At 44.1% G+C, this 25,052-nt stretch carries 18 protein-coding genes; 1 reads left to right on the top strand and 17 read right to left on the bottom strand.

Annotated features, from left to right (window positions below):
• Positions 1–17: 17 nt before the first annotated feature.
• Positions 18–629, bottom strand: coding sequence for a response regulator transcription factor (locus tag FGL37_RS17370; protein WP_197734479.1), 612 nt, complete (start codon positions 627–629; stop codon positions 18–20).
• A gap of 311 nt (positions 630–940) precedes the next feature.
• Here FGL37_RS17370 and FGL37_RS17365 point away from each other — a divergent pair, with 311 nt between their 5' ends.
• Positions 941–1,657: a DUF3667 domain-containing protein gene (locus FGL37_RS17365; protein WP_138096910.1), complete on the top strand. Its 717-nt coding sequence runs from the start codon at positions 941–943 to the stop codon at positions 1,655–1,657.
• 15 nt (positions 1,658–1,672) lie between these two features.
• Here FGL37_RS17365 and FGL37_RS17360 read toward each other — a convergent pair whose 3' ends face one another.
• From FGL37_RS17360 to FGL37_RS17285, 16 genes are all read right to left on the bottom strand, one after another.
• A complete protein-coding gene (locus tag FGL37_RS17360) occupies positions 1,673–2,590 on the bottom strand; it encodes a helix-turn-helix domain-containing protein (RefSeq protein WP_028068815.1) in 918 nt (305 codons plus the stop codon).
• Positions 2,591–2,636: 46 nt separating this feature from the next.
• Positions 2,637–3,539, bottom strand: coding sequence for an SDR family oxidoreductase (locus FGL37_RS17355; protein WP_028068816.1), 903 nt, complete (start codon positions 3,537–3,539; stop codon positions 2,637–2,639).
• Between the two features lie 137 nt (positions 3,540–3,676).
• Positions 3,677–4,183: a 4'-phosphopantetheinyl transferase family protein gene (locus FGL37_RS17350; RefSeq protein WP_028068817.1), complete on the bottom strand. Its 507-nt coding sequence runs from the start codon at positions 4,181–4,183 to the stop codon at positions 3,677–3,679.
• Positions 4,180–4,437, bottom strand: coding sequence for an acyl carrier protein (locus FGL37_RS17345; RefSeq protein WP_028068818.1), 258 nt, complete (start codon positions 4,435–4,437; stop codon positions 4,180–4,182). The genes FGL37_RS17350 and FGL37_RS17345 overlap by 4 nt, the downstream gene beginning before the upstream one ends.
• Positions 4,438–4,449: 12 nt before the next feature.
• On the bottom strand, positions 4,450–5,715 hold the full coding sequence (locus tag FGL37_RS17340) for a beta-ketoacyl-[acyl-carrier-protein] synthase family protein (protein WP_028068819.1): 1,266 nt from the start codon (positions 5,713–5,715) through the stop codon (positions 4,450–4,452).
• Positions 5,712–6,149: a 3-hydroxyacyl-ACP dehydratase FabZ family protein gene (locus FGL37_RS17335; protein ID WP_028068820.1), complete on the bottom strand. Its 438-nt coding sequence runs from the start codon at positions 6,147–6,149 to the stop codon at positions 5,712–5,714. The genes FGL37_RS17340 and FGL37_RS17335 overlap by 4 nt, the downstream gene beginning before the upstream one ends.
• A gap of 20 nt (positions 6,150–6,169) precedes the next feature.
• Positions 6,170–7,222, bottom strand: a complete 1,053-nt coding sequence (locus FGL37_RS17330) for a type III polyketide synthase (protein ID WP_028068821.1) — start codon at positions 7,220–7,222, stop codon at positions 6,170–6,172.
• The gene (locus tag FGL37_RS17325) at positions 7,219–7,890 is read right to left on the bottom strand and encodes a methyltransferase domain-containing protein (RefSeq protein WP_232048728.1); all 672 of its coding nucleotides are present in this window, start codon (positions 7,888–7,890) and stop codon (positions 7,219–7,221) included. Before FGL37_RS17325 ends, FGL37_RS17330 begins: the two co-directional genes overlap by 4 nt.
• Before the next feature lie 32 nt (positions 7,891–7,922).
• Positions 7,923–9,056 carry an NAD(P)/FAD-dependent oxidoreductase gene (locus tag FGL37_RS17320; RefSeq protein ID WP_028068823.1) on the bottom strand — a complete coding sequence of 378 codons (1,134 nt, stop codon included), beginning with the start codon at positions 9,054–9,056 and terminating at the stop codon, positions 7,923–7,925.
• A gap of 219 nt (positions 9,057–9,275) precedes the next feature.
• On the bottom strand, positions 9,276–10,910 hold the full coding sequence (locus FGL37_RS17315) for a sodium:solute symporter family protein (RefSeq protein ID WP_028068824.1): 1,635 nt from the start codon (positions 10,908–10,910) through the stop codon (positions 9,276–9,278).
• A 9-nt stretch (positions 10,911–10,919) separates the two neighbouring features.
• Entirely contained in the window at positions 10,920–13,211 is a 2,292-nt protein-coding gene (locus FGL37_RS17310) for an FAD-dependent oxidoreductase (RefSeq protein WP_028068825.1), read from the bottom strand.
• 32 nt (positions 13,212–13,243) lie between these two features.
• Positions 13,244–15,355 carry an SGNH/GDSL hydrolase family protein gene (locus FGL37_RS17305; RefSeq protein ID WP_051606570.1) on the bottom strand — a complete coding sequence of 704 codons (2,112 nt, stop codon included), beginning with the start codon at positions 15,353–15,355 and terminating at the stop codon, positions 13,244–13,246.
• Positions 15,356–17,659, bottom strand: a complete 2,304-nt coding sequence (locus FGL37_RS17300) for an early set domain-containing protein (protein WP_028068826.1) — start codon at positions 17,657–17,659, stop codon at positions 15,356–15,358.
• Positions 17,660–17,721: 62 nt separating this feature from the next.
• Positions 17,722–20,316 carry a prenyltransferase/squalene oxidase repeat-containing protein gene (locus FGL37_RS17295; protein WP_028068827.1) on the bottom strand — a complete coding sequence of 865 codons (2,595 nt, stop codon included), beginning with the start codon at positions 20,314–20,316 and terminating at the stop codon, positions 17,722–17,724.
• Positions 20,317–20,327: 11 nt separating this feature from the next.
• A complete protein-coding gene (locus tag FGL37_RS17290; RefSeq protein ID WP_037532434.1) occupies positions 20,328–21,827 on the bottom strand; it encodes a RagB/SusD family nutrient uptake outer membrane protein in 1,500 nt (499 codons plus the stop codon).
• An 18-nt stretch (positions 21,828–21,845) separates the two neighbouring features.
• A complete protein-coding gene (locus FGL37_RS17285; RefSeq protein ID WP_028068829.1) occupies positions 21,846–24,869 on the bottom strand; it encodes a SusC/RagA family TonB-linked outer membrane protein in 3,024 nt (1,007 codons plus the stop codon).
• Between the last annotated feature and the right edge of the window lie 183 nt (positions 24,870–25,052).

The raw sequence follows: 25,052 nt of genomic DNA, 5'->3' as shown, positions 1-25,052 counted from the left end.
CCTAAGCGTGCTGCCATTTACAACAATCTATTGTTTAAGGCGAAAGCCAAAGCTTCACTCATGTTACTCACACCTAACTTTTCAAATAGCTTCCGACGGTGGAATTTTACCGTGTCTATCGAAATGAATATCTTTTTAGACGTTTCGTGAATATTAAGACCCCTGTGATAATAACGTAAAATCTCTATTTCCCGTTGTGTAAGGTTAACTCGTGTATTAGCTACCCATTTATTTGTCGAAAGATCGAGATGCCATATCAAATCCGAATGGAGTTTCTCTATCGTGACATTCCCCGAAGATATGTTAGAAGATAAGGATACGATACACATGGCTTTCCATATCTTCCCTTCTTCGGTTAAAAAAAACGGAGTCAGCTTATGATTGATTAAAATATATTTTTTGCTCGCATCCTGGATTTGAAAATCATAAGAGATAACATACAGCTTCCGATCCTCCACCGGTATTGTCTCATAAAAGCTGAAACCAGCATTGTTAATGTTGATAAGCATCTCAAAATCCGTTAATGGGACATATTTTTGATAAAAACTATAACCCATTTCCATCACTTCCCCTGGACTTAAACCAGCCAGAAATAAAGGGTTGCCAGAAACAAATTCAAATGATTTCATCTGATAATCAATTATATATATACTATTATAGGTAACACGGGCAAACGCCTTAACGAGTTCTATATAATGATTAGCCTGTTCCAAATCCTTTACGGATAGCTGGGTAACTGTATTTTTAGGGGAAAATAAATCGTTAAAATCCATAGCGAAATTCTATATTCCGAAAATAAAAAAAACTACACTTCCGTGTAGTCTTTATTAGAACAATCTATCCTATTTTTGAGCGGAAAATGTAGAATGTCCACCCAGCCATAAGCGAAAATTTAGAGACAGTCTATATTGAAAACCCTAACACCTATAAAACATCTATAATGATTCATTGCAAAAACTGTGGCACTGATGTTACCTCTAAATTCTGCCCCAACTGCGGTCAACCAGCGGTACTCAAAAGAATTGACGCCCATTATATCACGCACGAGATTGAACATGTACTTCATTTTGAACGGGGCATTCTGTATACCATCCGTGAACTCATTACCACGCCAGGAAAAAATATAAGACATTACATTTCCGAAAACCGAAGCCGCTTAGTCAAACCTATTATTTTTATCATTGTCACCTCGTTGATATACTCCATTATTACCCATATTTTTCATATTGAGGAAAACTATGTCCGTTTTTACGAATCCAAACCTTCTGCGACAGCATCCATGTATCTATGGATACAGCATCACTATGGCTATGCAAACATCATTATGGGGATATTCATTGCTTTCTGGGCAAAACTGTTTTTTAGGAAATATGGCTACAATATTTTTGAAATTACCATACTTCTATGTTTCACAATGGGCATGACGATGCTAATCTATACAGTCTTTGCCTTGATTGAAGGAATTACACATAAGAATAGCATGATATATGGAAGCATACTCGGCTTCTGCTACTGTGTTTGGTCCATGGGGCAATTTTTCGATCAAAGTAAAATAACGAATTATATAAAAGCGATCGCCGCCTATCTTATTGGTTTTATAACCTTCACAATAGCTGTATTCCTTATCGGCACTATCATTGACACCGTATTTACCTAACATGTGCATAGACTGTTACTGATAAAATGACTTCCGAAATTCCAGTGGTGAAATATCCGTCTTTGCCTTAAATAGCTTATTGAAAGACTGTGAATGTTCAAAACCCAAACGGTATGCGATCTCAGCGACTGACAGGTCCGTGGTGGAAAGTTTTTCTTTGGCCTTGTCAACTAATTTTTCGTGGATCAGTTGTCGCGGAGTTTGCCCGGTTAGCGATTTGAGTAGACTACGCATGTATTTGGGCGACATATGCAGCTTCTCGGAAATAAACTGTACGGTCGGAAGGCCATTCTGAGCGACATGGTCACCATCAAAATAGTTATTCAGCAACCTTTCCAGTTTCTCTAAAAATTGATGATTCGCCTTATGGCGGGTCATAAATTGACGCTGATAGAAGCGCTGTGCATAATTGAACATGGTTTCAAGCTGAGAAATAATAATGTTGTGGCTGAAACGATCTATGTTCATCTGATACTCCTGTTTGATATTTTCGATAATCTGCTGAACTTTTATTTCTTCATCCGCCGATAAGAACAGCGCTTCGTTAACTGCATAATCAAAAAAATCGTACCTCTTAATTGATGTTGCCAATGTGGTATTCCAAAAAAAGTCTGGATGAATCATCATCATCCATCCAGACGGATTTTTACCCTGCTCTTCTCTTATCACACGCAACACCTGATGGGGCGCCATAAAGAACATCATGCCTTCATCAAAATCGTAATCATGCTGTCCGTACTTGTATTTATGATCCATATTTCTTTTGACGGAAATCGTATAATAATCAAATAACAAACTCTCCTTGCCTATGGCTGGCTTTGTCATATCTTCAAAATCAACAATACTGATCAGTGGATGCTTTGGTTTCGGTAAACCGCGCAAAGCATGAAATTCAGATATGGTCTTTAGTCTTATCGGCTGATAGTCTGGCATGTCAAGTGTTTTAGAATATCACATGTAAACAGATCAAAGATACACTTTATTGCATTGGAGTAAAATAATCACCCTTCTTTAGATCGTGCAATAAAGTTGGATATTGAGGAATCCAGCCCAAATATTTTTTGGTCTGCTCACTCGATGTCAGATTATCCAACTCTGCAAAGTGTGTAAGCCACCCGAAATGTTGTGTCGCCTCTTGTTCGTTAAGGGAAACGAGCGGAATCTCCAATTGCTCGGCAATAGCTACCGCAATCGATCGGAAGGGGACGCCTTGTTCGGCAACGGCATGATAACGTATCCCTTTTTCAAAAGGTTTTTCTAAAGCCAGACGGTATAGCGCTGCTGCATCTAAACGGTGGACTGCCGGCCAGACATTATTTCCTTGATGGATCATCGCCGAAACACCTTTTTCCCGCGCAGCTTTGATCAGTAATGGAACAAAACCTATGCGGTCGCCCCTGCCGTGGACGGATGGCGACAATCTGATAACAGCAATGTTGACACCTTTTGCTGCCATTTCATCGGCAGCATTTTCTGTAGCAATTCTTGGATTCGGAATGTTGGTAGAAACATCCTGTTCAGTGGTTATACCGGGCCTAGAAAATAAAGCTGTTCCGGAGGTCACGATAAAAGGCTTGCTGGTTCCCAGCAATGTGTCTCCGATCGCACGGATCACTTCCTTATCTAGGGCACACATCTCTTCAAAGCGGCTAAAATCGTGAACAAACCCCAAATGAATGACAGCATCTGACATCGCCGCTCCGGATTTTAAACTTTGAAAATCGGTTAAGTCACCGTGATGAACTGATGCGCCCATCTCCACCAATTTCTCTGCTGATGCTGCTGACCTAGCCAATCCCAGAACAGTATGGCCAGCAGTTAATAATTCATGTACTACCGCGGTTCCGACGAAACCGGTAGCGCCTGTAACAAATACGTTCATATTAGATACTATTTATGAAACAAATTTCAGCTTTCATTTGTGGCTGTATGTTGCCAAAAAGAACTTTGTTGTAGCCGAATGGTCAGAGCTACCCTTCCCGTTGGCAGCAAATAGGGCGTATATTCTTAAGGTAAAAATCAAACTGCAAAAAGAGCAACTAACTTTTCAAAACGACCATGATGGCTTACTGAAACCGCCAAAGGTTCTCTCCGATCAGGCACTAAAAAATAGGGAATACCATCTGGATCTTTCAGAATTTTAGCCTTTTCAATCTCCTTAACTTGACTGAAGTTGGCCAGATCATCAACGGCAATGCTATGTATCAGATCGGCACTAATCATAGTCACAGTATAGAAAATTGATTCACCGCAGGTTACCTTACCCCATGCATAATGGCTAGACAACTTGATCAAGGAACACACCAACTGTTTGGGCATGAATTTTCTAATCCTGTTATGCCGATGCCATATTTTATAAGCAGCTTCTTTCATACTCCACAGCAACCATACCGTGAGCTCCGAATCTTTGCTATCAGCGACCAACAACTGTTCGCTGTCTGTAAAAAGCTTCGACATAAATCCTGGGCGAGTCCAGTTACTTTCACGACGGGATTGGACTAAATCAACGACATCATTCCCGATCATTTTTTCTTCTGAAGCTTGCTCTGTATGATATCAATAGCAGCTCTTACGTTAAGCATGCGCTCCATATCAGGATTGTCGATGACCACGTCAAACTTTTCCTCTATATCCAATACGACATCGACTAGGTTGGCCGAATTAATCTGAAGATCATGAATAAAATCGGTATCTTCATTCAGATTGCTAAACGCTTCATCATTAACCGCATAAGGCTCTATGATATACCGCAATGCATCAATTAATTCTTTTCTGTTCATAACTCGTGCTGATCAAAATTTTTTAAAAATTACACAGGCGTTCACATCTCCAAAACCGAAACTGGCCTTAGCAATGATATTCGCTTTATGAGCGAGTGTTGTTAAGGGTATTTTTAACGGATCGACGATCGCAGCGATTTCCGGATGTAAATCTTCGCAATTGCAGTTGCCGAAAAGAAATCCTTCGTGGAGCTGTAATACCGACGCGACACTTTCAATGCTCCCAGCTGCACCAAGACAATGTCCCGTCATACCCTTTAGGGAGTTGATATATGGGAAATCACTTTTATTACGTCCAAGAGCTTTGGCCCAGTTGTCGATTTCCACAGCGTCTTTTGTCGTCGCCGTAAGGTGTCCATTGATAGCATCAACCTCGGCCGCAGAAATACCTGCACTTTGAAGGGCGTCGGTTATACATCGCTGCACGGCAGCACTATTAGGAGCGGTCATGCTTCCATCTCCACACTGTCCTCCCGAATTGATCTGTCCGCCTAGCAATTCCGCATATATGGTCGCCCCCCGGTGCAGAGCACTTTCCAGTTCTTCCAACACCAGTGCGCCAGCACCGCTACCGGGGACAAATCCACAAGCGTTGGCGCTCATGGGACGAGAACCGGCCCATGGTTCACTATTGTAACGGGAACTACATACACGCAGGGCGTCGAAGCCCGCCCAGATATATGGACCGCTATCTCCGGCGCTGCCCGCTACCATACGTTTTGCATTTCCATGGCGTATACGGTCATAAGCCATTAGAATAGCCTCTGTCCCCGTCGCACAGGCAGAGGAGTTGCTGGTAACCTGATTTCCCAGCGCCAGTTTGCCGCCCAGGTACGCACTGACCCCACTATTCATGGTTTGAGCCACTACCGTACTGCCAAGCCTGCGGACCTGCAACTCGTCGATTTTGTAAATGCTCTCACGAAACTTATCTACTCCCGAAGTACCGGAACCAAAAACAGTCCCGCTGTCCCAGTCGGGATCAATGGGCATAGCTAGTGACAGACCTGCGTCCGCCCAGGCTTCCATGCCAGCGATGACGCCATACAATATACCAGTGCTACTAAAGGCTCTGAGCTCGAGCTCGGTAAAATACTGCCTCTTAATATCTTCCGTTATCGTTGGCATCCCAGCAATCTGACAAGAAAACTGCAACTCTTGTAGCCGAATATCATGACGAATGCCCGAGACTCCATTTTTTATTGCTTCCCTAAACGCAGGTACGCCTACTCCATTCGGCGCCACTACCCCGAGTCCCGTGATCACAACTCTTTTCATCCCTCTTGTATTATCATGCCTGACAATATACCTTTGCAAACTTCCTGCCCCATTTCATTTCGCATGCTGACAGCACACTTCAGTTTACCGAACCGAAAATAAAGCTTGTCTGCAATAACGGTAACTTTCTCTTTGGGATACACTGGCGTTAGGAATTGTACTTCAATTGATGTTAAAGCCATGGTGTAGGCATTCTGCTGACCGTCTTGGCTTAAATAAGCGCCAAAGCAGGCCAGCCCGATTTGCGCCATCGTCTCAGTCAGAATTACGCCAGGTGTGACTGGCTTATCCTGAAAATGCCCACGGTAAAAGTCGAGATTTTCGTCGAAAGTATACGTACCCACAATTCGGTTATCGTCTACATCAACCAGTTCGTCCACAAACAAAAACGGCTTGGTATGTGGCAACTGTGCAATAATATCATTCAATTCCATCACTCCCTTATTTATAAAATTTACCACCTCAATAAAACGCGCTGCGCCGTAAACCCAGGACCAAAACTCAGCATTAACCCCAACTCACCGGTACAGGGTTTACGCTCCATAATACGTTCAAGAACATACAGCACAGTGGCACTGGACATATTACCGTACTGCGAAAGTATGGCTTTCGTATCGGCAATATCCTTCTCCAATCCTTTGAAAATATGCTCGATTGTCGCCACTATTTTTTTACCTCCGGGATGGAAGATAAGATAATCAATGTCTTTAATTCCCAGATTATTCTTTTCGAGAAAAGGGTCGATGACCGCTTTAAAATGTGACGCGATTACATTCGGCACTTCCTCATCCAGTATCATCTGCATGCCCGTGTTGGTCAGCCTAAAACCCATGATATCGTGAGCATCGTAAAAATGATACATCTGCTCGTCCAATATCACAGGTCCTGAATCCGTCTCATCAGACGAGAGTAGACAACAAGCTGCCCCATCCCCAAAGATGGCCGCACTAACCATGTTGGACATCGAAAAATCGGCCAATTGAAATGTCGCTGAAGGTGCCTCCACAGCAATGACTGCGGCGCGCTTTCCAGGATTGGCCTGTAAAAAACTTTTGGCATAGATAATACCTGAAACCCCGGCAACACACCCCATTTCGGTAACCGGCAGCCTAACGATATCCTGCCGGAGTTTCATTCTATTGATGAGATGAGCATCCAAAGAAGGTATCATAATGCCGGTGCAGCTGACGGTGATAATATAATCCAACAACCGTGGCTCCCAACCGGCTTTGTCAAGTGCTTTTTGGAGTAAAGCTTCGCCCAAAATAATGGCTTCCCGACAATAAATATCATTCTTTTCTTCAAAAGATGTCGCCGTAAACACTTCAATAGGACCCATGATCGCATATCGTCGATCCACAGCTGAGCCTTCAAATAGTTTTTTCACCTTATTGACAAAGCGCGCTTCCTGGCCATCGAGCCACGCTTCCATTAGCGGTAGGATCTCAGCTGTTGTACAAGAATACTTAGGCAATTGCTTGGCGATACTTGTTATCTTAACGTTCATATATTGGAAATTATCCATTGGTAACGGAACGCCCATTTCCAGTGGAGACTATAATTTTTCAAATGCAACTGTTTAGCTAATCGTTCCAGCTCGCATTTCTTAAATCCTCGCAATATGGATATTAGCCCATCATCTTTTGTCATCTTATTTAACTTAAAAAGAAAGCAAATAGTTTGAAATAGCCTATAGGCAATTTTGCTGCGTTGAAGATCATTGATGACGACTCCCACACGGGCAAGTCTGCTCAGAACGCGCATGAAGTGAACTATTTTTTCATCATTAAAATGGTGTAGTGTCAAGGTGCATAACACGATATCAAAAGAAGCGGCTTCAAAATTCTCTTCAAATACGTCGGCACACCGATATGAAATATTTGGATAATCTCCAGATAGTTTCCGAGCATAATCTATAGTAAATGAATTAGCATCTATGCCGACCATTTTAAAATCGATATTATTTTGAAAACCGTAATCGCTTAGTATACGCAGCATATCGCCATTACCACAACCTATATCAATAACCATAATTGTCTGGACTGTACCAGTTTTAGCAAGCAATTTCTTGACACCGTTTAACGTGGTACTATTACCGCCAAGAAAACGATTGATCAAGGACAGTTGATCCAATGTGGTACGAAGCTCTGTTCCCTCAAGCGAAAAATCGTCCATAATTTCGGTTTGCGCTGTCCTATATTTGGTATTTATGCCCATTTTATTGTCTTTGTGGTTCCATGAGTTTGTTTGATGATCCAACTCAGTACGGCTGGAAAAAGAGTTGACATGTGGATAAGAACGGTTCTGCCAATTTCGTATTGGAGCACTTTTGCTAAGACTCTACCGAAAAATAGACGTCGTCCAAAATTTCGTTTCCATTGCCTGATATATGCGTTTTCCAGTTGTTGACGAGAAGTTATTTTGCCATCGTAATAATCGACGATAAGTTCCGAAGCAAGCTTGGCACTTTGTATGGCCATAGTCATTCCATTGCCACAGAATGGGTGAATCAGTCCAGCAGTATCACCTATCATTAGCATATGCTTTTCTACAGTGGTCTTTTTCTCAAACGAAATCTGGCTTATCGTAAGTGGTCTATCATAAAGCATGCTGCTATGCTCGAAGAAATATTTCAGCTGATTGTTTTCAGCTAAGACATACTTTTGATGCTCCGCGATATTTTTATATCTCTTAAAAGTCTTGATATCTGCCAAATAGCATACGTTGATAGTGTCTTGTTCGGTTTTTGAAATACCACAATACCCACCCTCAAAATAATGTAAGGCAATGAGATCATCTGGGAAGCACCCTGTATAATGGGCTTTGACAGCTATCCATCCCGACATCTTTTGTATGAAATTGCGCGACAACGCTTGGTCTATATGGCCACGTTTGCCGTAAGCGCCAAGGACGATTTTAGATTTAAGCACTTTGTCACGACAGGTAACGGTGAATTCATCACCTTCGAAAGAAATTTCCGATACTGTACCCGTGTTTACAATACATCCATTTGCAATAGCATTCTGATATAAAAAGTCATCCAGACAGTAGCGGCTCAGTCCGATCCCACCCAAGGGAAGTTTAATAATACCCTCCCGCCCAACTTGTGTTGTGAATTTAAGTCGCTCAATTTGGCTAGGCTTCAAGGTGTTGACATCTACCCTTAGCGAGCGTAAATAAGGTAAAACCTCATTGGACAAGTATTCGCCGCAAACCTTATGTCGGGGATAAGCGTATTTTTCAATTACAGTCACTGTCAACCCTTTTCTGGACAAATGTATGGCACCTGTAAGCCCGGCAGGACCGCCACCGATAATAATCACATCTGGATCTTTTTCCATACAGCCTATTTTACTCTTAAGACAACCTTCAAAAAGCCAATTTCTTGAATTACAATCCTCCAATAAGATGGCTGACCCTCTTATCACAAATAAGATTATCAAAAAAAAGAGCACGCTAGTGAGGGGAACACTGCGTGCTCTTTCGTTATTAACCTATTTTTGAAAAGTCTTCAATAGAACAATGGTTACCTGTAAATAGTTTTGTAGCCGCGGCAGATCTTACGGGTATCGGTATGCTGCTCGCCATATGGCCAACCCGACCAAGAGAATAACAGCCCCTACAATTACAGCGGTGATGCCCTTCGACGCGATAATACCCAATAGGACCACACCCGAACCTACTATCGCAATCGACAAACCAATCACCTTGATTCCAAATACGTTTTGACGATCGGCCTCCTTGTTTTTGTACTCATCCTGTGCCCCCGTCTGCTCAAACGACGGATAAGATTGTCGTTTATTCGCGCATTCAAACCAAGCCAATACTAACAGTGGTAGCCCGACACCAAGGGCAGTTTCCCAAAACCGATCCAATTTGATATTCAATACATAAGGTGCTCCGATCTTCATAAACAGACTAACCGCTAAGCTCAGTAGCGACGCCACAACAAGTGAGCGCGCGGTCTGTCGTTCGGAAAAGAGTGACCAGATCAATGGAGCAAACAACGATCCACCGGCTATGGCTGCTGTGCTCAAAACCATCTCCACGATGCCCCCAACATAAGGGATCAGGATGGCAAGTACCATGGTCAATATACCAAACAACGCCGTAAAGACACGGGCTACCCAGATCAATGTTTGCTCCGAGACTTTAGGAAAGAAAATTTTCTTATAAACGTCGTTGGCAAACACTACCGCTGCAACATTGAGTGTCGTATTGGCTTTACTCGCTGTGGCGGATACCATACCCGACAATACAAGCCCAATAAGACCTGCAGGCAATACACGCTGAGCCATCATCATGTATGCACCCTCCGACGCTACACCTTCAAGCGCTGGATTGATAACCCGATAGATCATCGGAGGCAGCATCCAGACAAATGGACATATAAGATACAAACCTGCAAATAAATAGGCGACCTTGCGGGCATTCCGCTCACTTGATACACTTGTATACCGCTGGACATATGACCAGTTGCCACCAATATAGACCGTCTGATACAGTAAAAAGGCTAGAAAAAATCCAAAAGTGTATTCGCTATTGAAAAAGGTAAAAAAATTGTCGGGCGCATGGTCGACAAAACTCGCCAATCCACCGACATCTTCCAGCGCCAGAGGAATAACAATCATCACCGCTGCTGAAAGCACAACAAATTGGACCACATCTGTAACCAGCACAGCCCATAAACCTCCGGCAGCGGTATACAGTACAATGATACCTCCTATGGCAAGTACACTCAGCTCAATGGATAGCCCCGAAGCGACATTAATCATTTTGCCTACAGGATACAATACCGCAGCAATAGAAAAAAGGCTGTATAATAAAGTAAGTACTGTATAGAACTGCTGCGTTTTCACACCAAAACGAACACCAATATACTCAGCTGCAGTCAGAGCGCCAGTACGTTTCCATCGATGTGCAATAAAAATAGCAATGATTAGGCCGCCAAGGGTCATCGTTAATTGAATCCCGTTGGCGACAAAGCCCGATTGATAGGCAATGGATCCCCAGACCACAAAGGTGCCGGCAGAGAAATAACTGATAAACAAAGAAAGTCCATTGATCCACCAGGGCGTTTTACCACCCGCTTCGAAATAAGCGGACGTATTTTTACTGCCAGCAGTGAAAAGAAGACCAATGCCTAAGATTAACAGTGCAAAAATAGCCATTACGGCATAATCAAGATTGCTCATATGAAAATGTTATTGAGCATAGCAACGTACTGCAAATAATGCAGCGGGCACATGCGCGGATGGATGATTTAATTGTATGGTCAACGAATCAGTAAAAATAGGAACATTAAATCGGATCTGGTCACGACTACGATAATTTGCTTTCTGTTCATAAATCAACTGATGATCTCCATCCAGAATCCGATACTCGCGGATACAAAACGGCATTACTGTTTCGGGATGGGTCATTAGTACGGATTCCATCGGATGGTCAAAATCGGTATCAAAAAAAAGATCGATTGACGATATATACTGCTTCTCCTTCCATTTCAACTCGACAGTGGGGCTGCTGTCTTCAGGATCCGCCACCCAGGCGTTGGTAACCGTGGTCGGACGGTCTACGCCGTTCTTCAAATAATCGGGCTGAAAGATATCTATTGACTCAGAGAGAGTAAAATAAAGGTTCTGTCCCTGCGGCCGGCGTTCCGGACACCAAAACTCAAATTCATCCACGCCTTTCCCCGGCGGCGGCAGCTGTTTTCCAAAATTGGAAACGGCTTTGTTTTCGCCGTTACGCACAGCAACTATGCCTGTCACACGCTGCTCCGTATAAGGCAACTGCACGGCGGCATTGCTCCTAAAAATTAGAAAAACATAGGCCGGTTCGGGTAAACGAATATCAAAAGATAATTCCAGTTCTTGCTCCCCCTTTTGTAACTTCCATTGTTTGCTGTCCAACAACACATCGGGCGTAAAATTGCCCGCTTTTGCCGACGTCCTGAGTTCCACTGTCAAAAGGGTATTTTCCGAGGCACGTACAGGCATCTTTACAACGGGCCATTTTCCCGCTGGAACGGGTAGCAGCTGACCGGATGCGATAGCCAACGGCTTCCATTTTAACGAAATGGCGGCAAAACCTCTGAATGCCCAAGCAGAAGAAATCCGCAGGTTAGCAGCCTGTACAAGGTCTGTCTCGTCCCTCAACGGGACAGACGGAATATAATGCCCAATCTTCAACAGTTCGTTTTGAAGACATCTCATGTGCTTGCCCGCTCCGAGCTCTCTAGGGCGTAATGAGAAACGTTTACAAAGTGCCGCCGCCATCCCCACAGCCTCCCCTACATACGCACTGGTTGCCATAACACGGGTTGCACCGAAAGCCACGTGACTGACACTGATAATACGTCCAGACAAAAATAGATTTTTGATATTTCGGCTGTAAATACTTCGGTACGGAATCTGAAAAATCCCTTTACTATGCCATTGATCACAGCCATTTTTCTCCCCAAAGACACCGTCTGCAGGATGCAGATCAATGGACCAGCCTCCGTACGCAATAGCATCCACATGCTGCCGCTGTTCGACCAAATCGTGTTGTGTCATGATGTAATCACCTTCAAAACGCCTGCTCTCCCGCTTACCCGGTATTGTCCCTACCCATTCCAATGTCATTGTGTCGGCTTCAGGAAAATTGCCTGAGTTTTTGATATAATCCCATACCCCATACACAATTTTCCATAGATCGAATTTGATCTGTTCACTATCATATACAGTATCCATCCGCCCACCATGCTCTACCCACCATAACTTACATCCGAATTCTCTGGCATTGAAATTTCTGAATCGTGGGATCTCTTTGGTTACATCCAAAGCAAATGCTGGTGGTATAAATTTCACGGGCTTTCCAACGTCTTTACTATAAAAATAAAGAGAATGCCCCAACAGTTCCCCATATTCTTGATCTGGCGCCATTAGTTCACCAAACTCCATCGTGGACTCCGCGCCCATGCGGAAAGCTGCACCAGCCATAAAACCTAGTATACCATCTCCCGAGGCATCACAAAATAATGGCGCTTTTAGGTAATATTCAGTGGAATTCTGACTACAGAATGCTACAACCGCCGCTATCTCATCGACACCGTTTTTTTCCAAATCGTAAACGACCGTGTTGAGTAGGAGCGTTATGTTGGCCTCCTTATACACCTTTTCCAATAAAATCATATCTAGAATCAAAGGATTTCCCTCAGGGTTGCGATATGTATTTTCAACTAATATCTCGTCAATTATCCCTCCCTCCCTGCTCCAGCGATTGTTATTCCCCATATGCGAGGTCGCACCTAATATCCATAAGCGGACTTCACTGGAAGCATTTCCGCCCAAAACAGGCCGATCCTGCACAAGAGTGACTTTTAAACCCTGTCTCGCAGCCGCAAGCGCTGCACAAACGCCGGACAAACCTCCTCCTACGACCACCAGGTCGGGAACTATATTTACTCTCTTCTTGCTTCTTTTTTCTGCTGACTCAGCTTCCTTTACAATCATTGTCTATTAATATATGTATCTAAAAATTTTCGTTATCGTAGAATCTGTCCTTTGACCAGGACTTTGGCTATGTAAATTTTGCTCCGCGCATATTTTCGGGGATGCAATGCAATATCTTCCTGCTGATTGCGCCCCAGTATCGCAGCCTTATCGGGTAGCTCCGAATCAATACTGAATGTCAGCTCATGCTCTCCCCGAGGGACTTGCAATATAAAAAATTGACCACGGTAACGATTATTGCAATACTGATTGAACCGATTGAGGCCCAGTTGTCCATTTTCGTCAATACGATACCTTACACCACCATTCAGAGTGATAGAAATCTCTTTACCGTCCAATTTGAACTTCAGCTGTCCAACTTCGGGGCCACCGATATCGAAGAAACCTATTGCATCTCCTTCGAACCGGACAGTCCCCCAAGCACCCGGGTTTTCAGCAGCCATCACCGCGGGAAACCACAAAGCAAATTGTTGTAAACTATCTTTCATCGAAACGGACTGCCAGTCCTGCGAAAATTGAATAGCCGCTATTGCATCACTCCATCGAGCGCCTTCCCAATTATCTGGAAATAATGCCTCAGGTACATCTTTTTCTGCTGATCCTGCACCGATGTCTTGACCTACTGAACCATTGGCCTGCACGAGCGCCTTTTCGAATAACCTACCCATAGCTGCGGCGTAGAGATTGCCACCTTGCTCCAGGGGATGTACACCGTCTTCCGTAAACAAAATATTTCCCGCTCTGATGTCTGCCTGACTTCCCTTACCTGTCAATTTACTGTGCATGAGTACCCAGGTTGGATAAAGTGCCATATGTACGGAAGGGATACCATAATGATCGGCTAGCTTTTCTAGTTGTAGAATGTGTTCCGGCACCTTTCCATGGAGATAATCTTGTAGCTGATCTGCTGTTGCTGCATAAAGCAAACAGATATCTGTACGATTGTCTGTCTTTCTTACTTGTCTGATAATTCCTTCTACGCCTTGTGGAAATCCGCCATTAACAGCAAATTCAATAAATACAAGATCAGGATGATGGACCAGCACCTGCTCTGCGACCCGACAGGCGCCAAGGTCGGCATCGGTGCCCGGGATACCCGCAGCAACCTCCACCACTGTTGTTTTTGGATAGCGCTGACGGATATAATCTGTAGTCTGTCGTCTATATCGCTCAGCGAGTTGGGTAATACTCCCCCCAATGTATGCTATACGGACTGTATCACACGTTTGGAAGCATGTTGCGAAATGAGGCATTCCTTTCCGTAGCTCCGATTCTGCGATACCATTTAGACGAAAAGTCTGTAAGCTGCGTTTCTTAAAAGGAATACCAATCTTCTCGACCACTTGGGTCGCGACAGCCTCGCCCACTGCATTTAATCCCCGCTGATTATAATGGATATCATCCGTCATCCAGCCCCGCTCAAAGAATGTGATGGCATGTTCAAACGCAATATAAACTTGTTCTATATGCTGAGCTACATGAGTCTGCGCAGCTCTTACCTGATCAAAACCCTTTTGCGGATGATGACGATAGTAACCTGTTTTTACAATAAAGAAAGGAGTATGTCCGCCCAGCTCCGATCGAAACCGCTGAATAAGTTTCTTAAGACTGTCCCGATATTCCATGGCGCTTAGCTGTCCGCTATTTATCGCATTGGCATCCCGTTCGCCTTGTATCCAGACAATGGCACTAAGTGACAGTCCTGTTTTTTTCATGGCAGCCTTCACCTTTGTCACTGCAGCATCAAATAAAAGCAGCTGTCCAGTTGGAGACCATGTCCCCATCCCATGAAGCTCTGCCTTTACATGGTTGGAACTCCCACCTCTAGCAGCTGCCACTATAATGACTGTATCCCCAGTAAGCCGGTTAAAAGTCTCCACAAAAGCTGGCCATGCACTGCCGGATGCCGCTTGCTGGAAATTTAGTTCTTCTTTACCTACTGGGTCAAGCAAGGGAACCAGGCTATCTCCGGCAAACAGATATTCCCAGGCTGTGCCGGGCATGCCGACAGAAGACAGCGAGGCATCTCCTTTACCAACGCAATTACTTTGTCCAGCGACAAGTATCAACCGCCTGTCTGCTTTTGCCCGAGCGATAAACAATATGCCCAGCAGTCCGATAAAAAATACAATCACTGTTTTCATTTATTCAACTTTTATCTTAACCAGTCGGGTAAACCACCCCATACCATAGGCAAAGGTGACTACATCCCCTTTCTTGAGATTTGGAAATCGATTCATGGAAATGACACTTTCAAAACATAAACCATCGACGCCGTCTTCCTTCAGCTCAACAGTGCCCAGCGGTTCGTCACCATTCTTCATCACGATGAGTTTCGCATTTTCCCGAACAGACGGATCTAGGTTTAACGGAGCGGTCAGACGTAAACCTACCTGTTGAGATCCGGAGACCTGACTTAACGATTCTTTGAATTCACCGTCAAATAGCTGTACTTTCGTGAGATCATAATTTCGATAAGCTATTCCTTCAATCCAGGCAGTATTAAATGTTACCCATCCTTCGGTATGCCCCGGATCACCCCCGTAAGGATGATATGGATACATGTCTTCCTTGGGCGAACCGTCAAGTACACCACGTACCGTCTGCAGCATACCAGCACCGCCTTCAAGTTCCTGAAACCAAGGCACATCTGCTCCGACGAAATCCGTCAGAGCATCATAACTATAATGCCTTCCCGCCGGATTTCTGCCAAATACATTGTCAATCTGCCCTACGGCCAATATTTCCAGCTGATGTTGCAAGTTCGGATCGTTCACGACATCCTTGGCGATCAGTGCCGGTACAGGAAAACCCGCAATATTGCCCGGCTCGTTAAAGCTCCCTTGTGGATTGAAGGCGGGATCAGATGCCGGTTTGATATCCGGAATAACCCATTTATTATCATTATACATTCTAAAATCCCATAGGTTATGCCCGCGAGGCACTATTGTCCGCGCCCAGTCGACTATTTTATTAGCTAGGCCTTTAGGACATTTGTCAGGATATTGCTTTAAGAAATAACCGAGGTTCTGCAGAGTAACATATTCGTTCATGCGTTGCCCCTTGGTGACTGCAGGGTCTTTCCAGTCGATATGCCCGATGATCCACTCCGCCTGTTTAAATGCTGCATTCCAATATTTTTCAGCATCTCGCCGGCCCTCCCTTTTGGCCACTTCGTACATCATTAGATTAGGTGCAATAGAATGTCCCGGCGGAAATTGTCCTTTACCTGTACCTATAATCGTATAGGTCTGAAACAGGTTGGCGTCATGTTCAATATCGTGCCAGCGCCAGCGGCTGTTGACACTATCCCCCCAGATTCCAAATAAATAATCACGTGCCTCAAGATAGACCTGCTTAGGAATATAGTCGCGAAGCATGGGATATGCATATAAAAAGTAGGCCAGCTGTTCTTTTAAAAGAGTATGGTTTACTTTACCCCGAAGATAAATATCCACTGCATAATAGATGAGCCGTACCACTTCAGGTGTATTTGCCGGCAAGTCTTGCCGTAGCCCTTTGTAATGTCCTTCGACAGGCATCCTTTCGACAGTAAATGCGTCCGGATTCGAAAAATAAAGATTAATCAAAGCTTGAAGCTCAAAAGAAAACTGATGACTGTCGCGCCAGGCTACGCCAAGTGAAGGACAGTCCGCACAATCCTGTGTAGGTGAATAGGCTATCGCATTTCCATACCAGCAGCGGTCATCAATCATAAATTGCAGGGCTGGCCTGTAGGATACTCGCTCCATCACATAAGGGGCAATGAAAAAAGGATGAGATTTCCCGACAACCGGGCCATTCACAACAATCTGATATTCCGAAGTTCCTGATGGGTTGAATGCCGTAAAATCACCAACCTGTCCTTGGATCGTTCCTTGATAAAGGGGTTGTTCCTGTCCGGCCTTTACTACCCAAAAGATGGTACCTTCTGTAGATTTAGGCGCAGTAAAGCGTTTAATGGCGTTCGTATTATAACCACTCTGGTTTACCATAACCGGCTCCCGCTCGTAGGCGTAGACTTCAAGCTCCCCCATCAACGTCTTATTTTTGGGGACATATTCAAGAATCAGTTTATGTGCGGAAACTGGTTGGAAACTGATGAGTTTTTTACCAGGTAATGTTCCTTTGAACACAACAGTTTGCCCTCCCTTCTTGTCCACAGTTATCACCTGCATCGTATCATTTCCTCTAAATCCGCGTAGCAGGACACGATCAACCTGGTATTCACCCTGGAGATCGACAGTTATCCTATTTAGTGGTGCACTAGGATAGGCATAGAACAAGGTTTCATCGCGTCCATCGACCAGATGAGAAGGATTATTATCAGCGATATGGGGTTCCGCTGCGATGGGCTTTCTTGCTGCCAGATTTATCATCTGTGCCACGACCGCATCCGGACAGCAGAAAACCATGATCAACAATATAAATAAAAAAAATGATTTCATCCTCTACGATTAAAGGGTAAACAATGACTTCTTAATAAGTATTTTGTGGTATCCATCGGTCTTTATTGGCTAACCTGTAAGACACGTAATCCCCCTGGCGGAACAAACACTTTCTGCCGCTCATTAGACAACTGAAAACCAGTAACCTTCTCCCCTTTTTCATCCAATACACATGCCCTCATCGGTCGAAAAGCATCATTTAACAACCTACCGAAATCAAACTGTACACTGGCATCCTGTGCGTCTACACTGTTATTCAACAGAATCAAAAAGAAATGTTTTTTATCGGTACTCAAGGCTGAAATATAATCTACACGTTCGTTTTCAACCTGTAATCCCTTTTCAGGAAGCAGCATATCTGCAGGAATTCGGAAAACTTCTCCGGGTTTAAAGCCATAGGGCTGATGTGGACCTACTTTGGGAGTTACAAACCCTCGGGGAAACTGAATCAAATTATTACTTCGAACACTCGCTTCTGCTTGTAAATAGTCCGTAATCCAGCCGATCTGCCACCAAGCATGATGCGGATACGGACCAGCTCCCTGATTCATCGCCCACCAATAATAGGAAGCTACGTGAGTGCCTTTGTCCACAAATGCATCACGTCCCCATGCTGCCGCTCGCGCCATATCCAAAAAAATAGAATCTTGGGTGAGTCCAAACATACGTACAAACATCCCCGCATGGCTTGCCAATAAAATTGGACCGTCATTATTGACCGATCCCATTAAGCCCCCGTGTTCAAAACTTAATCCTGTCTGGCTGATTTCCCAATCTTCGCGTTTTATACCTTTTACTGACTTTTGGACTTTGCTCGCAATCGGATGAGTAAAAACAGAGGCTGTATAAATGCGCGCGGTTGCCTTTGCAGCTTCTAAATATTTATCATCTTTCGTAATATCAAAAAAGTCTAAAAAAGCCTGTGCGGTCTGTGCAGTAGCAAAATCCGGCACGAAACGTGCGTCTCCACATACTCCCAGGAAAAATCCATTATTGACAGCTTGCTGTAATAACCAGTTGGCGCCTCTTTTGGCAGCATCCAAATACTTATTATCGCCCAAAATGCGGTAAGCCACCAATAACCCATAGAATGTCGGACGTAGATCTTTAATATCTATAAATAGAGGCTGTTCATGCTTCTTATCATAGGCCACTTCCCAGCTACCGTCAGGCTTTTGCCATCCGAGCAATTTATCTGCTCCAGCACGAAGACGTGCCCGAAGTTCCTCATCGTTGGCATGGAATAATAGGATGTTACCGATATCAAGCATAGTATAATATGTGAGAGCAATTGGCTCAACATAATCTCCCCATTCTTCCGTAAACCGCTTACTATTCGACAAATAATACTGTCCAATCGCAGCCCCCTTAAAAAAACCTTCGGCTTGCTGCTGCTGAACAAGTTTGAAATTTCGCACGTAGGGCAGACGATCTTGATTTAGGACCTTGTCGCCTGTCAACTTTGCCAGCATCCACATGGCCCCATAATCCGAATTTTTCATAGCGTCTCTATTTGAACCGATCACTCCACCGAAGTAAGATTGCGCGCCGATCTCTAGTCCTCGATAGGAGACTTTTCGCCACAGTGAGGTGGAATCTGCACGTACGTAATCCAGCATGCCATACAATCGGTGCGTCAGCGACTCTTTAGTATCCTTCAATCTCAGGAAATGCTTAAATTGATAAATATCATAAATCGCATGTTTGTATTGATCAAACCAGTCTCCCTTACTCAAAGCATACCGAAACTTTAATACTCTGGTTTCTCCTGGCTGTAAATAAGAATCCAGCTGCCCCAAGACAGGACGGTACAGTGTAGGGCTCAATTTTCCCGCCCGATTCATCAGTGATAGTCCTAATCTCCATTCCGCCTGTGTCAGCTTATCAGCAGCCCAAGGATCCCTTGACATACCGGGATCGGCAATGACACTTAAATTTATACCCGTTTTATCTTGAATCAAGGGAGCTAATGTACTTGCTGCCTTTTCTCGTACGATAACCGGTTTATCCGGAATTCCGTGTCCATAAGCATAAGAGAGCACCAGATTAGACTGCAGAGCCTTCCCTTGAAAATATCCCGGCAAAATGCCCCAGCTTAACGCTTCTTCCGGAACACTGTACAACGTCGGGCTGGCAACCGAAAAATATCCGGCTGTCTTCGCACGGATATGCATTGCAACAGTTATGTCTCCCAGAAAGTTCGGGTCAAGTTTCCAAATAGCGTCTAATACAAATCGGTCTGTTTCCTGCGTAAACTGAATCCCGTCGTTGAGCTGTTTGGCTCTGACGGGATAAAAGTCAACAGCTTCACCAGCCGTGTTCATTGGCACAGGACAAAAAGCTTCATTCCACTTTTTGATATGATAGGTATAAGGCCTAAACAAATCCAACCATGCCCGATTCGGAAAGTGAGGAGTGCTGTCTGGTTTCACCTCGCTGTATAAGATGGTATATTGACCTTTTGGATCCGGAACCGTGATCTGATATCGTTGATCTCGCAATTGTAGTTCCGACAACACATATCCAGCACCACTATTGTGCCACTGGAGTTTGAGTTTGGCATTTTCCAGTCGCAAAGCTTGTGCCCGAAGTATAGAAGCAGATAGGCAGCATCCTATACATGCCATTAGGCTTATGGCTATATTTTTCATTTGCATCACAATAAGATTTAATCCCAATCAGGATTTTGAACTAACAGATTATTTGCATTGACCTCATCCTGCGGTATAGGAAAATACCTATATTTTGGCTGGACATTGCGCACAGGATATACAGTATTGGTCGCTTGAGGGATAACTTTTAGGTACTTTCCGGTCCGGGTAAGATCATACCAGCGGTCACCTTCGGCAAAAAACTCCCAGGCCCGTTCTTGCAGTACTGCCTCAATGAAGGCATCTTTGGCTAATCCTGCAGGCAGCTCTCCTAATCCTGCACGGTGCCGGATTGCATTCACATAACCATAAGCTTTGCTTGTTGCGCCGCGCAAACGAGCTTCTGCTTCTGCCGCGATGAGGTAGATGTCTGCCAAGCGCAGAATAGGAATATTGCAGATCGTACCAACGGTGGAAACGGGATCCTGATATTTTTTGATCAACACAGCGTCAGTTGTGATGGGTGTAATTTTAGCCTGCGGCACTATTTTCCCCTGTTTATTCACATAGCTAGTATCCAACAATTGACGTCTTCCGTCCTTAGGATCAAACGAATTAAAAAAATCCATGTAAGCAAACATCGAACCATAGGAAGTAACTGCATACTGAGGTGCAGCGCTCCCTGTAGGTCCACACAAACCAACAAGCTGATGTCCGTTGCCCGGTGAAATGGGATCGGCTTCATAAGCCCATATCATCTCCTTACGGTTCTCGTTTTCTTTAGCGTAGCTAAAAAGTTCTGCTTCAGTGGCCACCAATGAATAGGTACCTGCGGACAATACGGCTTCCGCTTTCGTTAAGGCGGTGCTCCAATCTTCATTATATAGTGCGGCCTTCGCATAAAGGGCATTAACCGCCTCTTTCGAAGGGCGTCCTGCCACGACATTAGGATATGATGACAAGCCTGCATCATAAGCAGCATCTAAATCTTTATATATTTGACCGTACACTTCTTTAATCGCGCTCTTGGCGGTATAGGCCTCCTGCTGCGAGGTACTCGGAACTAGTTTAATCGGTACTTCTCCAAAATTTTTGGCAAGCATCCAATGATAAAAAGCACGAAGGAAATGGGCCTCGCCCAAGATCTGCTTCTTACGAACCTCATCCATAGCTATTTCAGGCACTTTAACCAACAACCAATTGGCCTGTTCGATACCTTTGTAACAGGATATCCAGATCTGCTGTGGCGATTCATTTGTACGACCTTGGCTTATCTGTGCAGTATAGGTTGGCTCCAAGGTAAAAAGAGTCAATGAATTTCGTCCCACTACTGCCCTTGGATACACCTGATCGGCGCTAAAGTCCGGTACAAGCGTCGCTGCTGGCCCACCATACAACGCGCCCATCACACTATACACCGAAACCAATGCTTTTTCGGCATCAGAAGCTGTCTTATAAAAAGTTTCAACGGTAATGGATGAATATAGGTCCTCATCCATGGAACATGAGGTATACGTACCGCACAACGTAAGGACAAGAGCGATCTTTAAGTAGTTTCTAACTCGAGAAGTTTTCATAATTCGATTACATTTAGGTTAAAAATTCATTTGAATCCCCATAATAAAGGATCTCGCCTGCGGATATACCAGATTATCGATACCAATTTGAGTATTGGATCCCGCATAACTGTTTACCTCAGGATCATAGCCGGAATAATCTGTTATTGTAAACAGATTGTTGCCGCTGACATAGATCCGGATATCCTTTAATCCGCGTTTAAAGTTTTTAAAACGATAGCCCAGTGAAATATTGCGCATGCGCAAGTAAGACCCATTTTCCATCGGATAATCACTTATCGGAAGCCGCCCACCCGCAAAAGCACTAACATACTGGTTGTTATGATTTTCTGGATTCCACCGATTAATCATTCCCTTGAAAAGATTCCGTTGCCCCAGTGGATTTTCGAAAGAAAACCTACTAATATTGAAAATATCGTTACCATATGTTCCGGACAGGAAAAAGCTTAGATCAAAATTCTTATAACTCAAATTAGAGGTTAAGCCGTAGATAAACTTTGGATTGGGATTTCCGGTGATCAGCTGGTCGCTGGAATTGATTTCACCATCATTGTTTATGTCCTTCACGCGATGCCCTCCGATCCGGCCGTCGTAACCGGGTAAAATATCGTCTGCCGACTGATTAATCCCATCAAACACATACGTCTTGAATATACCAATAGGTTCACCTACTTTAAGCAGCGAATAGGTATTGATAAACCTCTCCTGTGTAATGCCATTGTCTAAGTCCAGTATTTTATTTCGGTTGAATGTAATATTCGAACCCAAAGACCATTTGAATTCTCCACGCATAAGATCTGCGTTGAAAGCAAATTCAAATCCTTTGTTTTGCAGGGCTGCAAAGTTGCCGGTCATATTCCCATATCCAGAAGACAAGGGAAGCGCAAGCACATACAATAGATCGTCTGTTTTTTTCTTATAGTAATCCGCCACAATTGACAAACGATTATCGAACATACTCAGATCCAGCCCAATATTCAGCTGTTTGGATTTTTCCCACCGCAAATTTGGATTGGCAATGCCAGTTGAGCCAATTGATGTAACCCACATGTGACCAAGATTGGCTCCGCCGTTTGATTCCACTCTGGCTAAAGACTGATAAGGATCAATACCTCCAGCGTTGCCGGTAACTCCATAGCTTGCACGGATCTTCAGATCACTAATCATTTCAACCTTTTTCACGAAATCCTCCTGACCTAAACGGTAGGCTGCTGCGACAGCAGGGAAAAAGCCATATTTATGGTTGGCCCCGAATTTACTGGAACCATCAATACGCGCAGTGATGTCAATAAACAGTTTATCTTTAAAACCATAATTAATGCGCCCCATATACGAATCAAGCCGTTGTTTGCTGCGATAGCTAGTGACCTGCCTATTGACCGCAAGTTGTAGCGCCTCGTTTTGCGTAATGTCGTTCGGGAAACCGTTGGCATCAATGCGGTTCTGTTTGTAAGTCTGTACCTGCGAAGCAAAAAGCCCTGTCAGTTTCACGGAATGCTGATCTCCGATCTTGGTAGTGTAAGTCAGCAAACTCTCGTGTAGCAAATTTAAATTATCCTGATTGTCTTTCGTTGCTGATCCCGAAGTTTCATTGATATCCGGCTTAGCTATTAACGCCAGTGGTGAATAGCCATCAAATAAACGATTATCATTGTCCACATTAAATGACGCCTTATATACCAGACCAGGCAATAGAATATACTCTCCATATAAATTAATCAAGGTGCGCTTGATGGCATTCCTTCGCAATATTTCTATAAAATTCAACGGATTGACCACCTCTCTATAACGACCGTTGCCTTGTTCAGCGAAAGGGTAAATGGTACCGTCCTCACGATACGGCTGCAATAACGGTGGGGCACCTATCGCCGCTCCCAGCACACTCTCTTTGACGACTCCAGAATTATCCAAACCGGTCTCGCCCGAGCTAATGCCATTACTAATTGTATAGCTTCCCAAAATACTGGTTCCTAGTTTAAAACGCTCGTTAACCTGATGATTTACATTCAGACGATAGGAATACCTCTTGAAATCAGAATTACGAATGACTCCATCCTGATCAAAATAGTTAAGAGACAAAGCCAATTGGGTCTTCTCACTACCACCACTGATCGATAGCTGCTGATTATTCATCGCCGCACGTCTGAAGATCTGATCCTGCCAATTAATTCCCTCCCCCAGTGAAGCTGGGTCTTTATAATAATTATCTTTGAACACCTCATTTTCTAGTTGGGCGAACTCACTGGCGTTTAAGACATCTAGCCGTTTAGCTACATTCTGTAACCCGAAATAACTTTCCAACGTCACACGGCTAGCCCCCGCTTTACCCCGCTTAGTTGTGATCAAGATTACACCATTTGCAGCCCGGGAACCATAAATTGCAGATGCTGAAGCATCTTTTAAAACTTCGACTGACTCAATATCATTAGGATTGATAGTCGATAACGGGCTTATATCATTGATGCCGCCGCTGTTGGAGATTTGTATCCCATCCACAATGTACAGAGGTTCTGATGTCCCATTGATTGAGTTTGTACCTCTGATTCGCACGCTGACGTTTCCACCCGGAGAACCCGAATTCTGATTGATCTGCAGACCTGATACACGTGATTGTAAGCCCTGAGCAACATTCGCAACTGGTGTCCTGGTAAGCTCTTCGGCCTTCACGGAGGCGATCGCGCCTGTCGTTTCAATTTTACGTTGCGTACCATAACCGACCACGACTACCTCATTCAAAACCTCTTGTTTTGACGAAAGTTCAACATGGACGGTTGTCTGGTTTTCATTCAAGGTGACCTGCCGGAGTTCGTAGCCAAGCAGAGAAAACAGCAACTCACGCTGTCCATCATTCAATTGCAGCGTAAAGGTACCATCCCCTTGAGATTTGGCTGAGACCTGTTTTTTTGTATCGCTGACCGTTACTCCCGAAAGCGCCCGCTGTGTTTTCACATCGACAATTCTTCCAGAAATAGTTCGCTTTTCCTGCGCCAAAGCGATAATGCTGAGGAGGACGCAAAGAGATGATAAAATTAGCTTTTGCATGGTTAGCATATTTTTGTTTAAAATTGGTATGGTCTGGTTTGGTATTACAGACAAACAATTATAAGGAGATTAATTTCTAATTCCAAATAAATTTTATACTTTCGTAACGTATAAACGGTTTTTATTACAAAATCCCTCTTTGGTCAGGCTTGGTCGGTATCTTAAACAGGGGATTTAAAAGCG

This window comes from Sphingobacterium thalpophilum, from assembly GCF_901482695.1.
Classification (GTDB): domain Bacteria; phylum Bacteroidota; class Bacteroidia; order Sphingobacteriales; family Sphingobacteriaceae; genus Sphingobacterium; species Sphingobacterium thalpophilum.
Note: the sequence above shows the minus strand (reverse complement) of the source record. Positions and strands in the feature narration are given on the sequence as shown.

Excerpts from the sequence above, each read along its gene's own strand:
- FGL37_RS17370 (WP_197734479.1), bottom strand. The coding sequence starts at position 629 with ATGAAATCATTTGAATTTGTTTCTGGCAACCCTTTATTTCTGGCTGGT.
- FGL37_RS17325 (WP_232048728.1), bottom strand. The coding sequence starts at position 7,890 with ATGGACGATTTTTCGCTTGAGGGAACAGAGCTTCGTACCACATTGGAT.
- FGL37_RS17350 (WP_028068817.1), bottom strand. The coding sequence starts at position 4,183 with ATGATCGGGAATGATGTCGTTGATTTAGTCCAATCCCGTCGTGAAAGT.
- FGL37_RS17315 (WP_028068824.1), bottom strand. The coding sequence starts at position 10,910 with ATGAGCAATCTTGATTATGCCGTAATGGCTATTTTTGCACTGTTAATC.
- FGL37_RS17310 (WP_028068825.1), bottom strand. The coding sequence starts at position 13,211 with ATGATTGTAAAGGAAGCTGAGTCAGCAGAAAAAAGAAGCAAGAAGAGA.
- FGL37_RS17360 (WP_028068815.1), bottom strand. The coding sequence starts at position 2,590 with ATGCCAGACTATCAGCCGATAAGACTAAAGACCATATCTGAATTTCAT.
- FGL37_RS17290 (WP_037532434.1), bottom strand. The coding sequence starts at position 21,827 with ATGAAAACTTCTCGAGTTAGAAACTACTTAAAGATCGCTCTTGTCCTT.
- FGL37_RS17365 (WP_138096910.1), top strand. The coding sequence starts at position 941 with ATGATTCATTGCAAAAACTGTGGCACTGATGTTACCTCTAAATTCTGC.
- FGL37_RS17305 (WP_051606570.1), bottom strand. The coding sequence starts at position 15,355 with ATGAAAACAGTGATTGTATTTTTTATCGGACTGCTGGGCATATTGTTT.
- FGL37_RS17320 (WP_028068823.1), bottom strand. The coding sequence starts at position 9,056 with ATGGAAAAAGATCCAGATGTGATTATTATCGGTGGCGGTCCTGCCGGG.
- FGL37_RS17295 (WP_028068827.1), bottom strand. The coding sequence starts at position 20,316 with ATGCAAATGAAAAATATAGCCATAAGCCTAATGGCATGTATAGGATGC.
- FGL37_RS17285 (WP_028068829.1), bottom strand. The coding sequence starts at position 24,869 with ATGCAAAAGCTAATTTTATCATCTCTTTGCGTCCTCCTCAGCATTATC.
- FGL37_RS17335 (WP_028068820.1), bottom strand. The coding sequence starts at position 6,149 with ATGGAATTGAATGATATTATTGCACAGTTGCCACATACCAAGCCGTTT.
- FGL37_RS17300 (WP_028068826.1), bottom strand. The coding sequence starts at position 17,659 with ATGAAATCATTTTTTTTATTTATATTGTTGATCATGGTTTTCTGCTGT.
- FGL37_RS17340 (WP_028068819.1), bottom strand. The coding sequence starts at position 5,715 with ATGAAAAGAGTTGTGATCACGGGACTCGGGGTAGTGGCGCCGAATGGA.
- FGL37_RS17355 (WP_028068816.1), bottom strand. The coding sequence starts at position 3,539 with ATGAACGTATTTGTTACAGGCGCTACCGGTTTCGTCGGAACCGCGGTA.
- FGL37_RS17345 (WP_028068818.1), bottom strand. The coding sequence starts at position 4,437 with ATGAACAGAAAAGAATTAATTGATGCATTGCGGTATATCATAGAGCCT.
- FGL37_RS17330 (WP_028068821.1), bottom strand. The coding sequence starts at position 7,222 with ATGAACGTTAAGATAACAAGTATCGCCAAGCAATTGCCTAAGTATTCT.